Here is a 20531-nt window from a genome sequence, read left to right on the forward strand (position 1 = left end):
ACGCCACAGGGCCTTGCTGCACCGGTCCCCAAACCGATTCGAGACTGCGACATTGGCGCCCTTACACTGCCGTCGTGACCGAGAACTCATCGCAGCGCCCCGACTCCCGAGGGCCGAACGCCGCAGCCCCCGCAGACCTGCCGACGCAGTACACACCGGCCGAGGTGGAGGAGGAGCTGTACGAGCGCTGGGTAGCGAGCGGTCACTTCGAGGCGGACGCGAAGAGCGACAAGCAGCCGTACACCATCGTCATCCCGCCACCGAACGTCACGGGCTCGCTCCACCTGGGCCACGCCTTCCAGCACACGCTCATGGACGCCCTCACCCGCCGCAAGCGCATGCAGGGTTACGAGGCGCTGTGGCTGCCGGGCATGGACCACGCGGGCATCGCCACGCAGAACAAGGTCGAGCAGCAGCTCGCCGAAGAGGGCAAGTCCCGCCAGGACTTGGGGCGTGAGGCGTTCGTCGAGCGCGTCTGGCAGTGGAAGGAGGAGTACGGCGGCAAGATCCTCGGCCAGATGCGCCGCCTCGGCGACGGCGTCGACTGGACGCGCGAGCGCTTCACCATGGACGAGGGCCTCTCGCGCGCCGTCCAGACCGTCTTCAAGCAGATGTACGACGACGGTCTGATCTACCGCGCCGAGCGGATCATCAACTGGTGCCCGCGCTGTCTGACCGCCATCTCCGACATCGAGGTGGACTACCAGGAGGACGACGGCGAGTTGGTCTCCATCCGGTACGGCGAGGGCGAGGATTCCCTCGTCGTCGCCACCACCCGGGCCGAGACGATGCTCGGCGACACCGCCGTCGCCGTCCACCCCGACGACTCGCGCTACGCCCACCTGCTGGGCCGCGAGATCAAGTTGCCGCTCACCGACCGCACCATCCCCGTCGTCGCCGACGAGCACGTCGACCCGGAGTTCGGCTCCGGCGCGGTCAAGGTCACCCCCGCCCACGACCCGAACGACTTCGCGATCGGGCAGCGCCACGACCTGCCGTCGATGACGGTCATGGACGAGCGCGGAGTGATCACGGCACACGGCCCGTTCGAGGGCCTGGACCGCTTCGAGGCCCGCTCCTCGATCGTCGCCGCCCTGCGCGAACAGGGCCGCATCACCGCGGAGAAGCGCCCGTACACGCACAGCGTCGGCCACTGCTCACGCTGCAAGACGACGATCGAGCCGCGGCTGTCGATGCAGTGGTGGGTCGGCGTGGGACCGCTGGCGGAGGCTGCGGGCGACGCGGTGCGCGACGGCCGCGTGAAGATCCACCCGGCGGAGATGTCGGCGCGCTACTTCGACTGGGTCGACAACATGCTCGACTGGTGCATCTCGCGCCAGCTCTGGTGGGGCCACCGCATCCCGGTCTGGTACGGCCCGGACGGCGAGGTCCGCTGTGTCGGACCGGACGAGCAGCCGCCCTCCGGCGAGGGCTGGACGCAGGACCCGGACGTGCTGGACACCTGGTTCTCGTCCGGGCTGTGGCCCTTCTCCACGCTCGGCTGGCCCGACGAGACGCAGGACCTCGCGAAGTTTTATCCGACGGACGTGCTGCTGACGGGGCACGACATCATCTTCTTCTGGGTCGCCAGGATGATGATGTTCGGTCTCTACGCGATGGACGGCGTCGCGCCGTTCCACACCATCGCGCTGACCGGGCTCGTGCGCGACGACCACGGCAAGAAGATGTCCAAGTCCAACCCCAACTCGGTGGACCCGCTGGACTGGATGAACGCCTACGGCGCCGACGCCGTCCGCTTCACGCTCACCAGCGGCGCCAACCCGGGCGCGGACGTGCCGATCGGCGAGGACTGGGTCAAGGCGTCCCGCAACTTCGCCAACAAGATCTGGAACGCGACGCGTTTCGCCCTGATGAACGGCGCGACGGTCCAGGGCCCGCTGCCCGGGGCGTCCGAACTCGGCGCCACGGACCGGTGGATCCTCTCCCGTCTCAACTCCGTGGTCGCGGAGGTCGACGGGTACTACGACGACTACCAGTTCGCCCGGCTCTCCGACGCGCTCCGGCACTTCGCGTGGGACGAAGTCTTCGACTGGTACGTGGAGTTGTCGAAGACCACCTTCGCCGCCGGCGGACGTCCCGCCGAGGTCTCGCGCCGCGTCCTGGGCGAGGTGCTGGACGTCATGCTGCGGCTGCTGCACCCGGTGGTCCCGTTCGTCACCGAGGCGCTGTGGACGACCCTGACGGGCGGCGATTCCGTCGTCGTCGCCCCGTGGCCGTCCGACTCCGGCTTCCGGGACGCGGAGGCGGAGGCGGAGATCGCCACGCTGCAGAACGCCGTCACCGAGGTCCGCCGCTTCCGCGCCGACCAGGGCCTCCAGCCCGGCCAGCGGGTGCCGGCCCGGCTCACGCTCACGGGCTCGCCGCTGGCCGCCCACGAGGACGCGATCCGTCAACTCCTGCGTCTGCAGCCCGAGGGCGACGCCTTCCAGGCCACGGCGTCGCTGCCGGTCGCGGGCGGCACGGTGGAGCTGGACCTCTCCGGCGTCATCGACGTCGAGGCCGAGCGGAAGCGTCTGACGAAGGACCTCGGCGCCGCGGAGAAGGAGCTGCGCCAGACGACGGCGAAGCTGGAGAACGACGGCTTCCTCGCGAAGGCCCCGGACCACGTGGTCACCAAGATCCGCGAACGCCGCTCGGCGGCGGAGTCCGACATCGCCCGCCTCCAGCAGCAACTGGAACGCCTGCCGTGAGCGTGTGAGCGCGACGTACGGGACGCGACGTACGAGAGGGGCCGGGGCCGCAAGGCTCCGGCCCCTCCGCGCTGTTCGCCGTACGCGCCTCGCCCCGGCCCGGCTGGTCCCGTCCCGTACCGGCGCCTGAAGCCGGCCGCACCCCCCTACGTAGACTGGGCGCCGTGACTGACCAGCCCCAGCATCCCGACCACGACCCCGGCGAAGACCCGGACCAGGAGCCCGGAGACGAGATCCCGCGCCCCGGTTCCTCCGAGTTCGAGGAGATCATCGGCGCGGAGACCGGCCGCGACCCCGATCTCGCCGTCATCGAGGCGGGCAGCCGCACCCTCCGCGCCCAGGCCGGACCCCCGCAGGCCGACGTCGTACCGGCGCGCCCGGAGGACCCGGAGACGGACCGCGCGCTGCGGGCCGTCGAGGCCGAACTGATGGACCGCTGGCCCGAGACCAGGCTCGACCCGTCCCTGGAGCGCATCCGGGCGCTGATGGACGTGATGGGCGAGCCGCAGCGCGCGTACCCGTCCATCCACATCACCGGCACCAACGGCAAGACCAGCACCGCCCGCATGATCGAGGCCCTGCTGAGCGCCTTCGACCTGCGCACCGGCCGCTACACCTCGCCGCACGTGCAGTCGATCACCGAGCGGATCAGCGTGGACGGCGCCCCCGTCTCCGCCGAGCGGTTCATCGCCGCGTACGAGGACGTCAAGCCCTTCGCGGAGCTGGTCGACGCTCAACAGCCGCACCGGCTCTCGTTCTTCGAGATGCTGACGGGCATGGCGTACGCGGCCTTCGCCGACGCCCCCGTGGACGTCGCCGTCGTCGAGGTCGGCATGGGCGGAAGCTGGGACGCGACCAACGTCATCGACGCCGGCGTCTCCGTCGTCACCCCGATCTCCCTCGACCACGTCGAACGGCTCGGCGACACCCCGGAGAAGATCGCCGGCGAGAAGTCCGGAATCGTGAAGAAGGACGCCACGGTCGTCCTCGCCCAGCAGCCCGTTGAGGCGGCGTCCGTCGTGCTCAAGCAGGCCGCGGCGCTGGACGCCACGGTGGCGCGCGAGGGCCTGGAGTTCGGCGTCCTCTCCCGCGAGGTCGCCGTCGGCGGGCAGTTGCTCACCCTGCGCGGACTGGGCGGTGAGTATCCCGAGATCTTCCTGCCCATGCACGGCGCGCACATGGCGCACAACGCGGCCATCGCGCTCGCCGCCGTCGAGGCGTTCTTCGGCATCGGCGGCGTCGGTACGGACACGGGCCGCACCCTCGACGCCGACATCGTCCGGCAGGCCTTCGCGTCCGTCTCCTCGCCGGGACGACTGGAGCTGATGCGCACCAGCCCGACCGTCCTCCTCGACGCCGCGCACAACCCCGCGGGGGCCCGCGCCACCGCGGAGGCGGTCAGCGAGGCGTTCGGTTTCAGCCGTCTCGTGGGCGTCGTCGGTCCCAGCGCCGAGAAGGACGTACGGGGTCTGCTCGAAGCCTTCGAACCGGTCTTCGCGGAAGTGGTGCTCACCCGCAACTCCACCTCCCGCGCCATGGACGTCGACGAACTGGCCGCCCTGGCCGTCGAGATCTTCGGCGAGGACCGCATCCAGGTCGAGCCCCGGCTCGACAGCGCGCTGGAGGAGGCGATCACGCTCGCCGAGGAGGAGGGCGAGTACGCGGGCGCGGGCGTGCTGGTCACCGGTTCCGTCTTCACCGCGGGCGAGGCGCGGCTGCTGCTGGGAAGGGAGCGGTAGTGCGGACTCTCTGCGCGTCCACGCTGATCGGCGAGTTCTTCGTGATCGGCTTCGCGGGCCTCGTCGCGATGCAGACCAGCGATCTGTCCGCCGCCGCGGTCTGGTCGGTCTGCGGTGCGGCGATGGCGCTGTGCGTGCTGCTGTGCGGCGCCCTGTCCCGCAGGGGAGGCGTGCCGCTGGGCTGGGCCCTCCAACTCGGGCTGATCGCCTCGGGGTTGGTCGTCCCCGCCATGTACTTCCTGGGGGTCTGCTTCGCGGGACTGTGGTGGGCCTCCGTCCACTTCGGACGGAAGGTGGACGCGGCCAAGGCCGAGCGTGCCCGCCTGGAGACCGAGCCTGACACTGCGTGACGGACGCCACGGTCGCACGTGTAGCCTCTGGGCATTCGTCTTCGGCCATGTCCGGAACCGTTACGTCCAAGACGTCGCGGCCTCCCGGCAGTCCTTCGTATCCACCCCCGAGGAGCCACCATGAGCGAGCGCACCCTGGTCCTGCTCAAGCCCGACGCCGTACGCCGCGGACTGATCGGCGAGGTCGTCGGCCGCATCGAGAACAAGGCCGACTGGGCAGTCACAGCACTGGAGTTGCGCACGCTGGAGCGCTCCGCCCTGGAGCAGCACTACGCCGAGCACGTGGGCAAGCCGTTCTACGAGCCGCTGGTGGAGTTCATGGCCTCGGGCCCGTCCGTCGTGATGGTCGTCGAGGGCGAGCGCGTCATCGAGGGCGTACGGGCGCTGGCAGGCCCCACGGACCCGATTGCTGCGCCCCCGGGCTCCATTCGGGGGGACTTCGGCACGATTGTGCGGGAGAACCTGATTCACGCGTCGGACTCGGCGGAGTCCGCGGAGCGCGAGCTGAAGATTTTCTTTCCCGATTTCATCTGACGTCCCGCTGACGCGTCATCAGTCGTCAGGGCCCTGATGACCTGGGGCGACCGATGATTTTCGGTCGCTCTTCCGCATATGCGGCATGGTTCGGGGGAACGCATCACCCCGACACGACGTCACTGATTACAGGGACGACGGCTGTTGCGCCGACAATGGCGGGACACCCTCGCTACGTGTTCGAGTCCGCGTCTACGATGGAACCTCGCGTCTCCACAGTGTCAGCGCGGATCACCCTCTCCTGCCGTCCTCCCACACACATCGCTCCAGTTGGAAGGCCAGACGCATCCTATGGCGAACAACATGTCGTTCATCGGCCGTGATATGGCTGTCGACCTCGGGACCGCCAACACGCTGGTGTACGTCAGGGGTCGCGGGATCGTTCTCAACGAGCCGTCGGTCGTCGCCATCAACACCAACACCGGCGGCATTCTGGCGGTCGGCGCCGAGGCGAAGAAGATGATCGGCCGCACCCCGGGCAACATCGTGGCCGTCCGCCCGCTCAAGGACGGCGTCATCGCCGACTTCGAGATCACGGAGCGGATGCTCCGCTATTTCATCCTCAAGATCCACAAGCGGCGTTATCTCGCGCGTCCGCGCGTGGTCATCTGCGTTCCCTCCGGCATCACGGGCGTCGAGCGCCGCGCGGTCATCGAGGCCTCCACGCAGGCCGGCGCCCGGCAGGTGCACATCATCGAGGAGCCGATGGCCGCCGCGATCGGTTCCGGACTCCCGGTACACGAGGCGACCGGCAACATGGTCGTCGACATCGGCGGCGGCACCACCGAGGTCGCGGTGATCTCGCTCGGCGGGATCGTCACGGCGCAGTCGATCCGCGTCGCCGGCGACGAGTTGGACAACGCGATCATCCAGCACATCAAGAAGGAGTACAGCCTGCTCCTCGGCGAGCGCACCGCCGAGAGCATCAAGATCACGATCGGTTCCGCCCACTCCCTCGACAAGGACGAGCACACCGAGATCCGCGGCCGTGACCTGGTCAGCGGCCTCCCCAAGACGGTCGTCATCTCGGCCGCGGAGGTCCGCAGGGCCATGGAGGAGCCGGTCAACGCGATCGTCGACGCGGTGAAGACCACGCTCGACAAGTGCCCGCCCGAGCTGTCCGGCGACGTCATGGACCGGGGGATCGTCCTCACCGGCGGCGGCGCGCTGCTGCGCGGTCTGGACGAGCGGCTGCGCAGCGAGACGGGCATGCCGATCCACATCGCCGAGGACCCGCTGGATTCGGTTGCGCTCGGTTCCGGTAAGTGCGTGGAGGAGTTCGAGGCGCTTCAGCAGGTCCTCGACTCCCAGCCCAGGCGATGATCTGAACGCAGCGATCCGCCGTGCGGCCTGCCGCATGACCGACCACCAGTCCGCCGGGCGGATCGTTGACAGTCCCGGGGCGCCGCCCCGGAACGGACACCGGTCCGACCGACCCGACTGAGGAAAGGCACGGCCGCCGCACGTGAGGGACACCCGAGAGAGCCGGCTGCTGCTCGTCCTTCTGATCGCCATCGCGTTCGCTCTGATCACGGTGGACATCAGAAAGGGCGAGCAGTCCCCGATGGACAGCGCGCGGCACGTGGCCGCCTCCGCCTTCGGGCCTGTGGAGAACGGGGTGTCGGCGGCGGTCGACCCCGTGGGGAACTCCATCGCCGCCGTCCGCGACTCCGGTGTGCGGCACGACCGTATAAGCCGGCTCGAGGCCGAGAACGCCAAGCTCAAGCAGCGGCTCGGCTCGAACGACCGGCACCGCTCCCGCTCCCGCGAACTGGACAGGCTGCTGAAGACCGCCGGCGCCGGCGGCTACGGACTCAAGGGCGCCCAGGTCATCGGCATCGGCTCCGCACAGGGCTTCTCATGGACGGTGACGCTGGACGCCGGGAGCAGGGACGGCATCGCGCGCGACATGACGGTCATCAACGGCGACGGCCTCGTCGGCCGCGTCACCACCGTCAGCTCCTCGACCGCGACGGTGCTGCTCGCCAACGACCCCGACTTCTCCGTCGGTACCCGCATGGAGAAGAGCAGCGAACTCGGCTTCGCCACCGGCCGCGGCGGCGACGCCATGACCGTCCAGCTCCTCAACGGCAAGGCGGACGTGAAGAAGGGCGACCGGATAGTGACGTTCGGCTCCCGCGACAACAAGCCCTTCGTGCCCGGCGTTCCCGTCGGGACGGTCTCCAAGGTCGACAGGACGGCGGGCGACCTCACGCGCAGCGTCAACGTCCGCCCGTTCGTCAGCTTCAGCAAGCTCGACATCGTCGGCGTCGTCGTGCAGCCGCCCCGCAGCGATCCGCGGGACGAGGTGCTGCGCGCCAAGAAGCCGCCGAAGCCGAAGCCCGCGCCCACGGTGACCGTGACCAAGACGCCGAAGCCGGACGCTTCGTAACCCAGGAGCTGACCGATGCACCTCAACCGGATCCTGCTCTCGGCCGTCCTCGTGGTCGGCGCCCTCGTCGCGCAAGTCAGCGTGCTGGCACGGCTCCAGCTCCCCGGAGCCGTCCCCGATCTGATGCTGCTCGTCCTGCTCGGGATCGCGATGGTCTACGGACATGTCGCGGGCGCCCTCGTCGGCTTCTTCGGCGGACTCCTCGCCGACCTCGCGCCGCCCGCCGAGCACGCCGTCGGGCGGTACGCGCTCGTGCTGTGCGTCATCGGATACGTCGCGGGCCTGACCAAGCCGGAGGGTTCGCAGCACCGTTCGGCGTCCGTGCCGATGCTGGTCGTCGCGAGCGCCGCCGTCGGGTCGACGCTGCTGTACGCGGGGGTCGGCACCCTCGTCGGCGACACCGCCGCTGGCCATGTCGGGCTGCTGCCGCTGCTGTTGACCGCCACGCTGTACGACCTGCTGCTGGCGCCCTTCGTCGTACCGCTGGTCATGTGGGCCGCCCGCCGCACCGAGGGCGGCGTGATCACCTCGGACGCGTCCGGCGTCGGAAGTATGGGCCGGAGTGACAAAGGCGCCTACGGATGGCTCAGTTCGGGTACGGGACTTCACGTCGGCGGCCTCGGTCTCTTCGGCAAGGGCCGCGGCGGCGGCACGGTGCGCAACGCACGTAACGGCAAAGCCGTCCGGATGGGCATCCAGCGGGGCAGCCTGCTGGACCGGTCGTCCCGTAAGAGCAGGACCGGGAAGATCAAGGGGGTCAAGCGGCTGTGAGCAACATCCCTGAGACCGGACGCAACAACCGGGTCACCATCCGCCTCGTCGTCATCCAGATCCTGGTGATGTCGCTGCTGCTCACCCTCGGCGGTCGCCTGTGGTATCTCCAGGTCCGCAACGGCGACCAGTACCAGAAGGAGGCCGCGGGCAACCACGTACAGCAGGTCGTGCAGCCCGCGACCCGCGGCGCCATCCTGGACGCGCGCGGTGTGCCGATCGCCGACAACGAGACGCGGCTCGTCGTCTCCGCCTCCCGCACCGAGCTGATGAAGATGGACGACAGCGGCAAGGCCGTGCTCACGCGGCTCGCCGGGGTGCTCGACATGAGCCCGAAGACCGTCCAGGAGAAGGTGCGCCTCTGCGACGCGAAGACGCCGCAGCCCTGCTGGAACGGCTCTCCCTACCAGCCGATCCCGGTCACCGACGAGGCCACGACGCAGCAGGCGCTCCAGATCCGCGAACGTGCCGAGGACTTCCCCGGCATCACCGCCGAGCCCACCGCCGTACGCCGCTATCCCGCTCCGTACGGCTCCCACACCTCGCAGGTGCTCGGCTATCTCTCGCCCGTCACGGACGAGGAGATCAGGAAGACGAAGAACACGAACTCGCCCTTCCTCTCCTCCGACGAGATCGGGCGCTCCGGTCTGGAGCGCACGTACGACAGCATGCTGCGCGGCAGTTCGGGCGTGACGCGCTACGAGGTGGACAACCTCGGACGGGTCATGGGACGCGCCAAGAGCGACAAGGCCGAGCCCGGCTCCAGCCTCGTCACGAGCATCGACTCGCGCGTACAGGCCGTCACCGAGAACGAGTTGCTGACGGCGATGAAGAACGCCCGCAAGGAGCACGACAAGAACACGAACCGGAACTACAAGGCGGACGCGGGCGCCGCCGTCGTCATGGAGAACAAGACGGGCCGGGTCGTGGCGATGGCGTCCAACCCGGAGTACGACCCGAACGAGTGGGTCGGCGGCATCTCCGGCAAGAAGTACACGCAGCTCACCGGGAAGAAGTCCAACTACCCGCTGCTGAACCGCTCCATCCAGGGCCTCTCGGCGCCCGGTTCGGTCTTCAAGGTCATCTCGACGACCGCCGCGCTGAAGGCGGGCAACAAGTTCAACGGCAACTACAACTGCTCGTCCTCGTACAACGTCGGCGGCCAGACGTTCAAGAACTACGAGTCGAAGGGCTACGGCCCGATCAGCCTCGGCCGCGCGCTCGAGGTCTCCTGCGACACCGTCTTCTACGACCTGGCCTACAAGCAGTGGCTGAAGGACGGCGGCAACAAGCCGAAGAAGAAGCCCAAGGACCACTTCTACAAGACCGCCCACGAGTTCGGCCTCGGCGCGAAGACCCGCGTCGACCTGCCGAACGAGGTCGAGGGCCGCGTCCCGGACCGCCAGTGGAAGAAGGACTACTGGAAGGCCAACAAGGACGCGTGGTGCAAGCAGGCCAAGGACCCCAAGTCCTACGCCGACAAGATCGCCAAGGAGAACTGCGTCTCCGGCATGAAGATGCGCGCCGGTGACAGCGTCAACTACTCGATCGGACAGGGCGACACCCTCGTCACCCCGATACAGATGGCGACGATCTACTCGGCGGTCGCCAACGGCGGCACCCTGCACAACCCCACCCTGGGCAAGGCGACCATAGGGCCCAAGGGCAAGACGATAAAGGAGATCGAGCCGGAGTCGCACGGCAAGCTGCCCCTGGAGAAGGGCCAGTTGAAGAAGATCGACAGCGCGCTCGCCGGCGTGGCCGAACGCGGCACGGCGGCCTGGCGGTTCGGCGACGCGGGCTGGCCCCAGGACAAGATCAAGATGCACGCCAAGACCGGTACGGCCGAGGTGGCGGGCAAGCAGACCACGTCCTGGTTCACGACGTACACCAAGGACTACACGGTCGTCATGACGATCTCCCAGGGCGGCACCGGCTCCGGCGCCTCCGGCCCCGCGGTGCGCAACATCTACAACGCGCTGTACGGGGTCAACCAGGACGGCGACATCGACGAGAAGTCGGCGCTGCTGCCGCACCCCGACGAGGAGCTGCCGAAGGTCGACAGCCACGGCAACATCGAGTCGCGGGACGACAAGGACTTCGAGAAGCGAGCCGAACGGGCCGTCAAGGGCGCTCCCGTCGGCGGAGCGGGCGGATGAGCACGCACTCCTACACCCTGAGCGGCTACGGGCCGCAGCATAAGTCGGCGTGGGGGCGGCTCACGGCACGTGACTCGGCGGTCTGGCGGCTGGACTGGATCATGGTCGGTGCGGCCGTCGGTCTGTCGATCGTGGGCTCGCTGCTGGTCTGGTCGGCCACCCGCAACCGCACCGACCTCAACCAGGGCGATCCGTACTACTTCCTGACCCGCCATGTGCTCAGCCTCGTCGTGGGGTTGCTGCTGATGGCGGGGATGGTGTGGCTCGGGCACCGCAGGGTGCGCGGGGCGGTGCCGTTCCTGTACGGGGCGTCGGTGCTGCTCGCGCTGCTGGTCCTCACGCCGCTGGGCGCCACGATCAACGGACAGCGTGCGTGGCTGCACCTCGGGGGCGGTTTCTCGCTCCAGCCCGCGGAGTTCATCAAGATCACGGTGATCCTCGGCATGGCGATGCTGCTGGCCGCGCGCGTGGACGCGGGGGACCGGGAGTATCCCGACCACCGCACGGTGCTCCAGGCGCTGGCGCTGGCGGCGGCACCGATCGTGGTCATCATGCTGATGCCGGACCTCGGTTCGGTCATGGTGATGGTCATCATCGTCCTGGGGGCGCTGCTGGCCTCCGGGGCCTCGAACCGCTGGGTCATCGGACTGTGCGTCGCGGGCACCGTGGGCGCCGTATCGGTCTGGGCCCTGGGCCTGTTGGACGAGTACCAGATCGACCGCTTCGCCGCCTTCGCCAACCCCGCGCTCGACCCCTCCGGCGTCGGCTACAACACTAACCAGGCGCGGATCGCGATCGGTTCGGGCGGGCTGTCGGGCAAGGGGCTCTTCGAGGGGTCGCAGACCACCGGGCAGTTCGTGCCGGAGCAGCAGACGGACTTCGTCTTCACGGTGGCCGGCGAGGAACTCGGCTTCCTGGGCGGGGCGTTGATCATAGTGCTGCTGGGTGTGGTGATCTGGCGCGCGTGCCGCATCGCACGGGAGTCCTCCGAGCTGTACAGCACGGTCGTCGCCGCGGGCGTGATCGCCTGGTTCGCGTTCCAGTCGTTCGAGAACATCGGGATGACGCTGGGCATCATGCCCGTCGCGGGACTTCCGCTTCCGTTCGTCTCCTACGGCGGTACATCGATGTTCGCGGTGTGGATCGCGGTGGGACTGTTGCAGTCGATCCGGGTGCAGCGTCCGGTCTCCGCGTAACTCCGGCCACTTCGCGCACTTCGCGCACTTCGCGCAGGAAGCGGCCCCCGCCGGTACAGGTGGGGGCCGCTTCCGCTGTCCGCGGCTTACGGGGGCCTCGTACGTCCGCGTTACGCTGAAGGGTCACCTGCACCGCGAACGCGTCCCCGCCCCATGAGGAACCCCATGTCAGTCGAGTCGGTCTTCCCACGCCTGGAGGCCCTCCTTCCGCACGTCCAGAAGCCGATCCAGTACGTGGGCGGTGAGCTCAACTCCACCGTCAAGGACTGGGATTCCTGCGACGTCCGCTGGGCGCTGATGTATCCGGACGCCTACGAGGTCGGGCTCCCCAACCAGGGCGTGATGATCCTCTACGAGGTGCTCAACGAACGTGAGGGCGTGCTGGCCGAACGCACCTACAGCGTCTGGCCGGACCTGGAGGAGCTGATGCGGGAGCACGACGTCCCGCAGTTCACCGTCGACGCGCACCGTCCCGTCGGGGCGTTCGACGTGCTCGGCGTCTCCTTCGCGACCGAACTCGGCTACACCAACCTCCTCACCGCCCTCGACCTGTCGGGCATTCCGCTTCAGGCCGCGGACCGCGGCGAGGACCACCCCGTCGTGATGGCCGGCGGCCACGCGGCCTTCAACCCGGAGCCCGTCGCCGACTTCATCGACTGCGCCGTCGTCGGCGACGGCGAACAGGCCGTGCTGGAGGTCAGCGACATCATCCGCGGCTGGAAGGCGGAGGGACGCCCCGGCGGACGCGACGAGTTGCTGCTGCGGCTGGCGAAGACCGGCGAGGTGTACGTCCCGAAGTTCTACGACGTGGAGTATCTGGCGGACGGCCGCATCTCCCGCGTCGTACCGAACCGGGCGGGCGTCCCGTGGCGCGTGGCCAAGCGCACCGTGATGGATCTCGACGAGTGGCCCTACCCGAAGCAGCCGCTGGTGCCGCTCGCCGAGACCGTGCACGAGCGGATGTCCGTGGAGATCTTCCGCGGCTGCACGCGCGGCTGCCGCTTCTGCCAGGCGGGGATGATCACCAGGCCGGTGCGGGAGCGCTCCATCACCGGGATCGGCGACATGGTGGACAAGGGGCTCAAGAGCACCGGCTTCGAGGAGGTCGGGCTGCTGTCGCTCTCGTCCGCCGACCACAGCGAGATCGGCGACGTGGCCAAGGGCCTGGCCGACCGGTACGAGGACGACAAGATCGGTCTGTCGCTGCCCTCGACCCGCGTCGACGCCTTCAACATCGACCTCGCGAACGAACTGACACGCAACGGACGGCGCTCCGGACTGACGTTCGCGCCCGAGGGCGGCAGCGAACGCATCCGGAAGGTCATCAACAAGATGGTCTCCGAAGAGGACTTGATCCGTACGGTCGCGACCGCCTACGGCAACGGCTGGCGGCAGGTGAAGCTGTACTTCATGTGCGGGCTGCCCACGGAGACCGACGAGGACGTGCTGCAGATCGGCGACATGGCCGTCAACGTCATCGCGAAGGGCCGCGAGGTCGCCCGTTCCAACGACATCCGCTGCACGGTCTCCATCGGCGGCTTCGTACCCAAGCCGCACACCCCCTTCCAGTGGGCGCCGCAGCTCTCCGCGGAGGAGACGGACGAACGGCTCGGCAAGCTCCGGGACAAGATCCGCGGCGACAAGAAGTACGGACGCTCCATCGGCTTCCGCTACCACGACGGCAAGCCCGGCATCGTCGAGGGCCTGCTCTCACGCGGCGACCGCCGCGTCGGCGCCGTGATCCGCGAGGTCTACGACCGGGGTGGTCGCTTCGACGGCTGGCGCGAGTACTTCAGCTACCAGCTCTGGATGGAGTGCGCCGCGCACACGCTGCCGGCCTTCGGCGTGGACGTCGACTGGTATACGACGCGTGAGCGCACGTATGAAGAGGTCCTGCCCTGGGACCACTTGGACTCCGGCCTGGACAAGGACTGGCTGTGGGAGGACTGGCAGGACGCCCTCGACGAGACGGAGGTCGAGGACTGCCGCTGGACGCCGTGCTTCGACTGCGGGGTGTGCCCGCAGATGGACACGGAGATCCAGATCGGTCCCACGGGGAAGAAGCTGCTGCCGCTCACGGTCGTCAACAGCTAGGCAGACGGCCTCCGTTCGGCGCGCGGGACGTACGCGGGACGGGACATGGACACGGGGGATACGGGGGCGTCCGGTGCGGGGACGGGACGAGGCGAACCGGCGGGCACGTACGCGCGTCTCCGCCGGTGTGAGTGACCGTCAAGCCCCTGATGACATGCGCCGGCCTCCCGTCTCCCTGGCGAAGGACGGCCGGAGCGACGGGCCGGGCGCCGGTGCGGCGTCCCCGCCCGAGGCGCCCTTCGAGGGATGGCTCGTGCGGGCCGTCCGGATGCCCGTACGGATCGTGACGCTGGTGCTGATCGTGCCCGTACGGATGCTCTGGGACGCGCTCACGGTCTGCGGCCGTGCGCTCCGGCGGGCACTGTGGGTGCCCTTCGCGCGGGCGATGCGGTGGTCGTGGCGCAGTGTCCTCGCGCCCGTGCTCTTCGCGCTCTTCGTCTGGCCGTTCCGCGCGCTGTGGCGGTACGTCCTCGCACCGGTCGGGCGGGCCCTGCGGTGGCTCGCGGAGACGGCCGGGGCGGGGCTCGCCCTGGCGGGGCGCGGCGTCGGTGCCGCGCTGGTGTGGCTGGGGCGGACGCTGATCGCCGTGCCGTGTGCCTTCCTCTACCGCTGGGTGCTGACGCCGGCCGGGCACGGACTGGCGGCGCTGGGGCGGGCGTTCGGCGCCGGGCTCGCGTGGCTGTGGCGGTGGCTGGCGGTGGCGCCGTCCACGTTCCTCTACCGGTGGGTGCTCAGACCGCTGGGACTGGGCGTGGCTGCCGTGGCCGTGGGCATCGGTGCAGGGCTGGTGTGGCTGTGGCGGTGGGTGGTCGTGGCGCCGTGCGTCTTCGTCTACCGCTGGGTGCTGACCCCGGTGGGGCACGGTGTGGTCGCGCTGGTGCGGGGGATCGGTGCGGGGTTCGCGTGGCTGTGGCGGTGGGTGATCGTCGCGCCGTGCGTCCTCGTCTACCGGTGGGTGCTGCGGCCGGCCGGGCGCGGGATCGCCGTCGTGGTACGGGAGTTCGCCGACGCCCTCGGTCATGCGTGGCGGGTGGCCGGATATGTCTCGCGGGCGGTGTTCCGCTTCGTCGGGCGGGTGCTGCGTGCCCTCTTCGTGGATCCCGTGGTCTGGCTGTGGCGGCACGTCGTGCGTCCCGCAGGTCGTGCCGTACGGGACGGAGTGTGGCGCCCGGCCGCGCGGACGGTACGGGCCGTGGGCCGCAGCGCCCGCGCCGCGTTCGCCTCGGCCCGCGCCTCCGTACGGGAGACGCGGAGGGAGATCCGGCGGGCCCTGTTCGGCGGGCCGCCCGCGGGGGCGCCCCGGGCGGCGACCGTGCCGGAGGCCGTGGAGGCCGTACCGGAGCCGATCGCAGGAGGGCGGTTCCCGGTCGAGGGCGGACGCGTACCCTGGGGCGCAGGATCACCGCACGACAGCGCGACGACGCCGGGCACATTCGGCGCGAAGCACGAAGATGCGGACTTCCGCACCCTTTGAAGCACCCGGGGCGCCCGCGGACCCCGTCCGCGGCACCGCGAGAGCGCGACAAGAGCACAGCAGCACTTTCATCCGTACCTCTGCGGGAGGCGGCCGTCCCCGCGCACGGTGCCGCCCCGCACCCGCCACCGAGGAGAGAACCACTGGGCAAGCGACAGCCCGAAGGCCCGCCGCCCGCACCCGCCGTACAGCGCGTGCGACTGCGATACACCAAGCGCGGCCGCCTCCGGTTCACCAGCCACCGAGACTTCCAGCGCGCTTTCGAGAGGGCGCTGCGCAGAGCGGAGGTGCCGATGGCGTACTCCGCCGGCTTCACCCCGCACCCGAAGGTCTCCTACGCCAATGCCGCACCCACCGGCACCGGCAGCGAGGCCGAGTATCTGGAGATCGGCCTCGTCGAGCGACGTGACGTGCAGGAACTGCGGTCGCGGCTCGACGAGTCCATGCCGCCGGGCCTCGACATCGTCGAAGCCGTCGAGGCCAGTACGCCCGACTTCACCGACCGGCTCGAAGCGTCCGCGTGGGAGCTGCGGCTCGACGGGGTCGCGGAAGCGGAGGCGGAGCGGGCCGTGCGGGCGTTCCTCGCGGCCGAGAGCGTCGAGGTCGAACGCCGTACCAAGAAGGGGCTGCGGACCTTCGACGCCCGGTCCGCCGTCGCGTCGCTGACCTCGGCGGACCCGGCGTCCGCCACGGGGGGCGATGGTCGGGGGCAGGAACCCTGTGCGATACTGCGCCTGGTGGTACGGCACTTGACACCTGCTGTACGACCCGACGACGTCCTGTCCGGCCTCCGAGCTACGGCCGACCTGGCGCCGCCGGTCCCCGCAGCGGTGACCAGGCTGGCGCAGGGGCCGCTCGATGAGGAGACCGGCACGGTGACCGACCCGTTGGCGCCCGACCGCGACGCACCCCTCGTCGCGACGGCGCCGGGCGGCAGCGCGTAGGCCGAGGGCCTGGAGGATCAGCGTTGAAAGCGCCACCGCCGACGCAGGCACCAGGGAGCCACCCGGGTCCGTGTCGTGGCAGGCAGGCGCAGTGACCAGAAGACTTTCGCCGTAGCCGGGCCGTCTGTGGAGAGACAGACCGGAACCGGCGAGTGAGACAGAAGCTCCCGTGTGGCGCCCGCGCCCCTGGAGCACGGCCCGCCCCGAGCGTGGCCGTGGCCGAGGAGATGAGGCGCGGCGCCCGGGAGCGTGACGGGAGAAACGCCCGCATGCTCGAACCGAACAACGAGAATGAGAGCGCAGCCGCGGAGAGCGCCGAGAACGCGATCGACCGGGAGAACCCGGGAACGGATCCGCAGGTCGAAGCGCGGTCGTCCGGGATTCCGGAGACCGGCCCGGAAGGCTCCGGGACCGCGGCCGCGCCGGAGCGGATCCGCGACCAGGAGCCTCCCGGAGGTTCCGCCTCGCCCAGTGACACGCTTCCGCCGCGGCGTCGCCGTGCGGCGAGCCGGNGCCGGCCCGCGGGGCCGCCGTCCGGGGCGACGCAGGCACCCGAGGTGATCGCGGCAAGTGACGCGGCAGCGGCTTCCGTTGCCGGCGAGACCGCGACCGCGCAGCCGGAGACCGCCGCATCGGGAGAGACCGCAGGCGGCCGGTCCGCTGNGGTCCGGGTCCGGGACGAGCGACGCCGGCGAATCCGCCGGAACGTCCGCCGCCACCGGTGACGGAACCACCGGCGAGGAGTCCGCCGCGCCGACCCGTACCCGGCGCAGGACCACCCGTAAGACCGCGGCCACGGCCGCCGCCGCCGAGGAGCAGCAGAGCGGTCAGGGCGAGGACGCCGTCGGCGAGGCCGGCGGTGACCGCGCCGAAGCCGAGGCGTCCACGCGTACGACGCGTCGCTCCTCGGCCCGTAAGACGAGTACGTCGAGCAGGACCTCGGCCAAGTCCGCGGCGGAGACCGGGACCGCCGGCGAGGCGGGAGCCGGCACTGACACCGGCACCGGCGACGCCGAAGAGACCGGCGCCAAGGGGGCCAAGGCGTCGAAGAGCGCGAAGGCCGCCGAGGCCGAGACCACGGCCGGGTCCGGCGAAGCCGCCGACTCCGGCAGCCGTACGCGCCGCCGCGGCAGCACGCGGAAGACCGCCGCGTCCGACGCCCGCGAGACCGCACGGTCCGAGTCGGGTACCGCGGCCGGTTCCGAGCAGGAGGCCGCGTCCAGGACCCATCCGGAGGCGGAGCGCAGCGCGTCCGGGCGCAAGTCGGCCCAGCCGCCGATGGCGCTCTTCCAGGCTCCGGTCTTCACGGAGCCCGCGTTCCAGACTCCGGAGAGCGCCGCCGCTGCCGCCGCCGACGCCGCGGCCGAAGAGGCGGAGGACACGGACGACGTGGACGAGGAGGACGAGGAGACGCAGGCCGCCGCCGAGCGTCCGCGCCGTCGCCGCCGCCGTGCCGACTCCTCCGGGGAGGGCCGCCAGGGTGCGGGCTCCGGGAGCGAGGCGGACGCCGAGGCCGAGAGCGACGAGGAGACGAAGGAGTCCGGCGGGGACGCCGAGGGCGAGGACGGCCAGGAGGACCGTCCGGCCCGCCGCCGTCGCCGCGGTGGCCGTCGCCGTCGCAGGGGCGACAGCTCCGACGCGTCGGACGAGTCCACGGACGGATCGGCCTCCGGGTCCTCCGACTCCGGCTCCGGCGAGGGCCGGGGCGGAAGCGACGCCGACGACTCCGCCGACGCCGAGGCAGCCGGTGACGAGGACGAGGAGTCCCGTGGCTCCGGCAGCGGCTCCTCCAGCAGCTCGCGCCGTCGCCGGCGCCGCCGCCGTCGCGGCGGCGACTCCTCGGACGGCTCCGGTTCGGGCGGGGACAGCGAGGGCGACGACCCGGAACGTACGGTCGTCAAGATCCGCGAGCCGCGCAAGCGGAAGGAAGAGCCCGTCGACGAGGTGCAGGCGATCAAGGGATCGACCCGCCTCGAAGCGAAGAAGCAGCGCCGCCGCGAGGGCCGCGAACAGGGCCGCCGCCGGGTGCCGATCATCACCGAGGCCGAGTTCCTGGCCCGTCGCGAGGCCGTCAAGCGGGAGATGATCGTCCGGCAGAGCGGCGAGCGTACGCAGATCGGCGTGCTCGAGGACGACGTGCTCGTGGAGCACTTCGTCAACAAGGAGCAGTCGACCTCGTACGTCGGCAACGTCTACCTCGGCAAGGTGCAGAACGTCCTGCCGTCGATGGAGGCCGCCTTCGTCGACATCGGCAAGGGCCGCAACGCCGTTCTCTACGCGGGCGAGGTCAACTTCGAGGCGCTGGGCATGGCCAACGGCCCCCGCCGCATCGAGACCGCGCTCAAGTCCGGCCAGTCGGTGCTGGTGCAGGTCACCAAGGACCCGATGGGACACAAGGGCGCCCGGCTCACCAGCCAGGTCTCGCTGCCCGGCCGCTACCTGGTCTACGTCCCCGAGGGGTCGATGACCGGCATCAGCCGCAAGCTGCCCGACACCGAGCGTTCGCGTCTGAAGCAGATCCTGAAGAAGGTCGTCCCGGAGGACGCGGGCGTCATCGTCCGTACGGCGGCCGAGGGCGCCAGCGAGGACGAACTGCGGCGCGACGTCGAGCGGTTGCAGGCGCAGTGGGAGGACATCCAGCGCAAGGCGCAGAAGGGCAACGCCCCGACGCTGCTGTACGGCGAGCCCGACATGACGGTGCGCGTCGTGCGCGACATCTTCAACGAGGACTTCTCCAAGGTCATCGTCAGCGGCGACGAGGCGTGGGAGACGATCCACGGCTATGTCTCGCACGTGGCGCCGGACCTGGCCGAGCGGCTGCAGAAGTGGACGTCGGACGTGGACGTCTTCGCCACGTACCGCATCGACGAGCAGCTCCTGAAGGCGCTGGACCGCAAGGTGTGGCTGCCGAGCGGCGGTTCGCTGGTCATCGACCGGACCGAGGCGATGGTCGTCGTCGACGTCAACACCGGGAAGTTCACCGGCCAGGGCGGCAACCTGGAGGAGACGGTCACCAGGAACAACCTGGAGGCCGCCGAGGAGATCGTGCGCCAGCTCCGGCTGCGCGACCTCGGCGGGATCATCGTCATCGACTTCATCGACATGGTGCTGGAGTCCAACCGGGACCTGGTGCTGCGGCGCCTGCTGGAGTGCCTGGGCCGGGACCGTACGAAGCACCAGGTCGCCGAGGTGACGTCGCTGGGGCTTGTGCAGATGACGCGGAAGCGGGTCGGGCAGGGGCTGCTGGAGTCCTTCTCCGAGCCGTGTGTGCACTGCAACGGGCGCGGCGTGCTCGTCCACATGGAACAGCCGTCGTCGGGCGGCGGCAAGAAGAGCAAGAAGCGCGGCGGCAAGGGCGGCGGTGCCGCACAGCAGGGCCAGTCCGGGCAGGCGCAGGGCGGACAGGACAAGGCGTCCGTCGAGCCGGGTGCCGGGGACGAGGCCGAGCCGTCGTCCGTGCCGGAGACCGAGGCGGTCGCCGAGGCCGGGTCGGGTTCCGGGTCCGGGAAGGGCGGCAGGTCCGGCCGGTCCGGCAGGGGTTCGAGGTCGGGCAAGGGCGCCGAGGACGGCGCGAAGGCGGCGCGGGGCGAGGAGTTCGCGCCGGACGACGAACTGTACGGCTCGGTCGCGGAGGCGGAGGCCGCCGCGACGTCCGGACGCTCAGGACGGACCCGGCGCCGTGGCAGCCGTAAGGCGACGGCTCCGCAGGGCGCGCCCCAGTCGGCGCCGGAGACGGCACAGCAGGAGACGGCACAGCAGTCCGCGCCGGAGCCGGCCGCCGCGGCGGTGGGAGCCGAGCGCTCCGCCGGCGCCGAGCCGGAATCTTCGGCACCGGACACCTCGGCTCCGCCGAGAACGGGACCGGCCGGTACCGACGAGGGTTCCGCGAAGGGGGCCACCGATCCGGGAAACGGCCGCAGCCGCTCGCGGGAAGGCTCCGAAGCTGGTGGCGAGGCCGTCGCCGGTGACGTGAGCGACGCGGGCGGCGTACAGCAGGACGCCGGTCACGCAGGTACGCGTACGCGCCGCCGGGCCGCGCGCAAGGTGTCGTCCCCCGCCGGGTCGCCGCCCGCCGCCTCCGAGGAGCCGGCGGTCACCGTGGTGACGCCGTCGGCGTCGGAGGGGAACGGGCAGGCCGCGCAGGACGCTCCGCAGGAGCAGGCGCAG

The 20531-nt window shown here is 70.5% G+C and carries 12 protein-coding genes and 1 pseudogene; all 13 read left to right on the top strand.

Going from position 1 to position 20531, the window contains the following annotated elements; all coding sequences use genetic code 11:
• Nucleotides 1–74: 74 nt before the first annotated feature.
• Entirely contained in the window at nt 75–2711 is a 2637-nt protein-coding gene (locus tag AN218_RS09990; protein ID WP_070016424.1) for a valine--tRNA ligase, read from the top strand.
• Nucleotides 2712–2944: 233 nt separating this feature from the next.
• Nucleotides 2945–4450, top strand: a complete 1506-nt coding sequence (gene folC / locus AN218_RS09995) for a bifunctional tetrahydrofolate synthase/dihydrofolate synthase (RefSeq protein WP_420855957.1) — start codon at nt 2945–2947, stop codon at nt 4448–4450.
• Nucleotides 4450–4800 carry a DUF4233 domain-containing protein gene (locus AN218_RS10000; RefSeq protein WP_070016426.1) on the top strand — a complete coding sequence of 117 codons (351 nt, stop codon included), beginning with the start codon at nt 4450–4452 and terminating at the stop codon, nt 4798–4800. Before folC ends, AN218_RS10000 begins: the two co-directional genes overlap by 1 nt.
• A 120-nt stretch (nt 4801–4920) precedes the next feature.
• Nucleotides 4921–5334 carry a nucleoside-diphosphate kinase gene (gene ndk, locus AN218_RS10005; protein ID WP_070016427.1) on the top strand — a complete coding sequence of 138 codons (414 nt, stop codon included), beginning with the start codon at nt 4921–4923 and terminating at the stop codon, nt 5332–5334.
• 303 nt (nt 5335–5637) lie between these two features.
• Nucleotides 5638–6657 (top strand): rod shape-determining protein, encoded by a 1020-nt coding sequence (locus AN218_RS10010; RefSeq protein ID WP_028431807.1) that lies wholly within the window; start codon nt 5638–5640, stop codon nt 6655–6657.
• A gap of 142 nt (nt 6658–6799) precedes the next feature.
• Complete coding sequence (gene mreC / locus AN218_RS10015) at nt 6800–7726, top strand: rod shape-determining protein MreC (RefSeq protein ID WP_070016428.1); 927 nt, start codon at nt 6800–6802, stop codon at nt 7724–7726.
• Between the two features lie 15 nt (nt 7727–7741).
• The gene (gene mreD / locus AN218_RS10020; protein ID WP_070016430.1) at nt 7742–8497 is read left to right on the top strand and encodes a rod shape-determining protein MreD; all 756 of its coding nucleotides are present in this window, start codon (nt 7742–7744) and stop codon (nt 8495–8497) included.
• Nucleotides 8494–10656, top strand: a complete 2163-nt coding sequence (gene mrdA, locus AN218_RS10025; RefSeq protein WP_070016432.1) for a penicillin-binding protein 2 — start codon at nt 8494–8496, stop codon at nt 10654–10656. Before mreD ends, mrdA begins: the two co-directional genes overlap by 4 nt.
• Nucleotides 10653–11852, top strand: coding sequence for a rod shape-determining protein RodA (gene rodA / locus AN218_RS10030; RefSeq protein ID WP_070016434.1), 1200 nt, complete (start codon nt 10653–10655; stop codon nt 11850–11852). Before mrdA ends, rodA begins: the two co-directional genes overlap by 4 nt.
• Nucleotides 11853–12017: 165 nt before the next feature.
• Nucleotides 12018–13946, top strand: a complete 1929-nt coding sequence (locus tag AN218_RS10035) for a TIGR03960 family B12-binding radical SAM protein (RefSeq protein ID WP_070016435.1) — start codon at nt 12018–12020, stop codon at nt 13944–13946.
• Nucleotides 13947–14100: 154 nt separating this feature from the next.
• Nucleotides 14101–15420, top strand: a complete 1320-nt coding sequence (locus AN218_RS10040; RefSeq protein ID WP_070016437.1) for a hypothetical protein — start codon at nt 14101–14103, stop codon at nt 15418–15420.
• Nucleotides 15421–15563: 143 nt separating this feature from the next.
• Nucleotides 15564–16364, top strand: a complete 801-nt coding sequence (locus AN218_RS10045) for a TIGR03936 family radical SAM-associated protein (protein WP_070016441.1) — start codon at nt 15564–15566, stop codon at nt 16362–16364.
• 789 nt (nt 16365–17153) lie between these two features.
• Nucleotides 17154–19736, top strand: a pseudogene (locus AN218_RS10050) (Rne/Rng family ribonuclease); the annotation flags it as partial.
• Nucleotides 19737–20531: the final 795 nt, after the last annotated feature.

The sequence above is a fragment of the Streptomyces nanshensis genome (assembly GCF_001751255.1).
Classification (GTDB): domain Bacteria; phylum Actinomycetota; class Actinomycetes; order Streptomycetales; family Streptomycetaceae; genus Streptomyces; species Streptomyces nanshensis_A.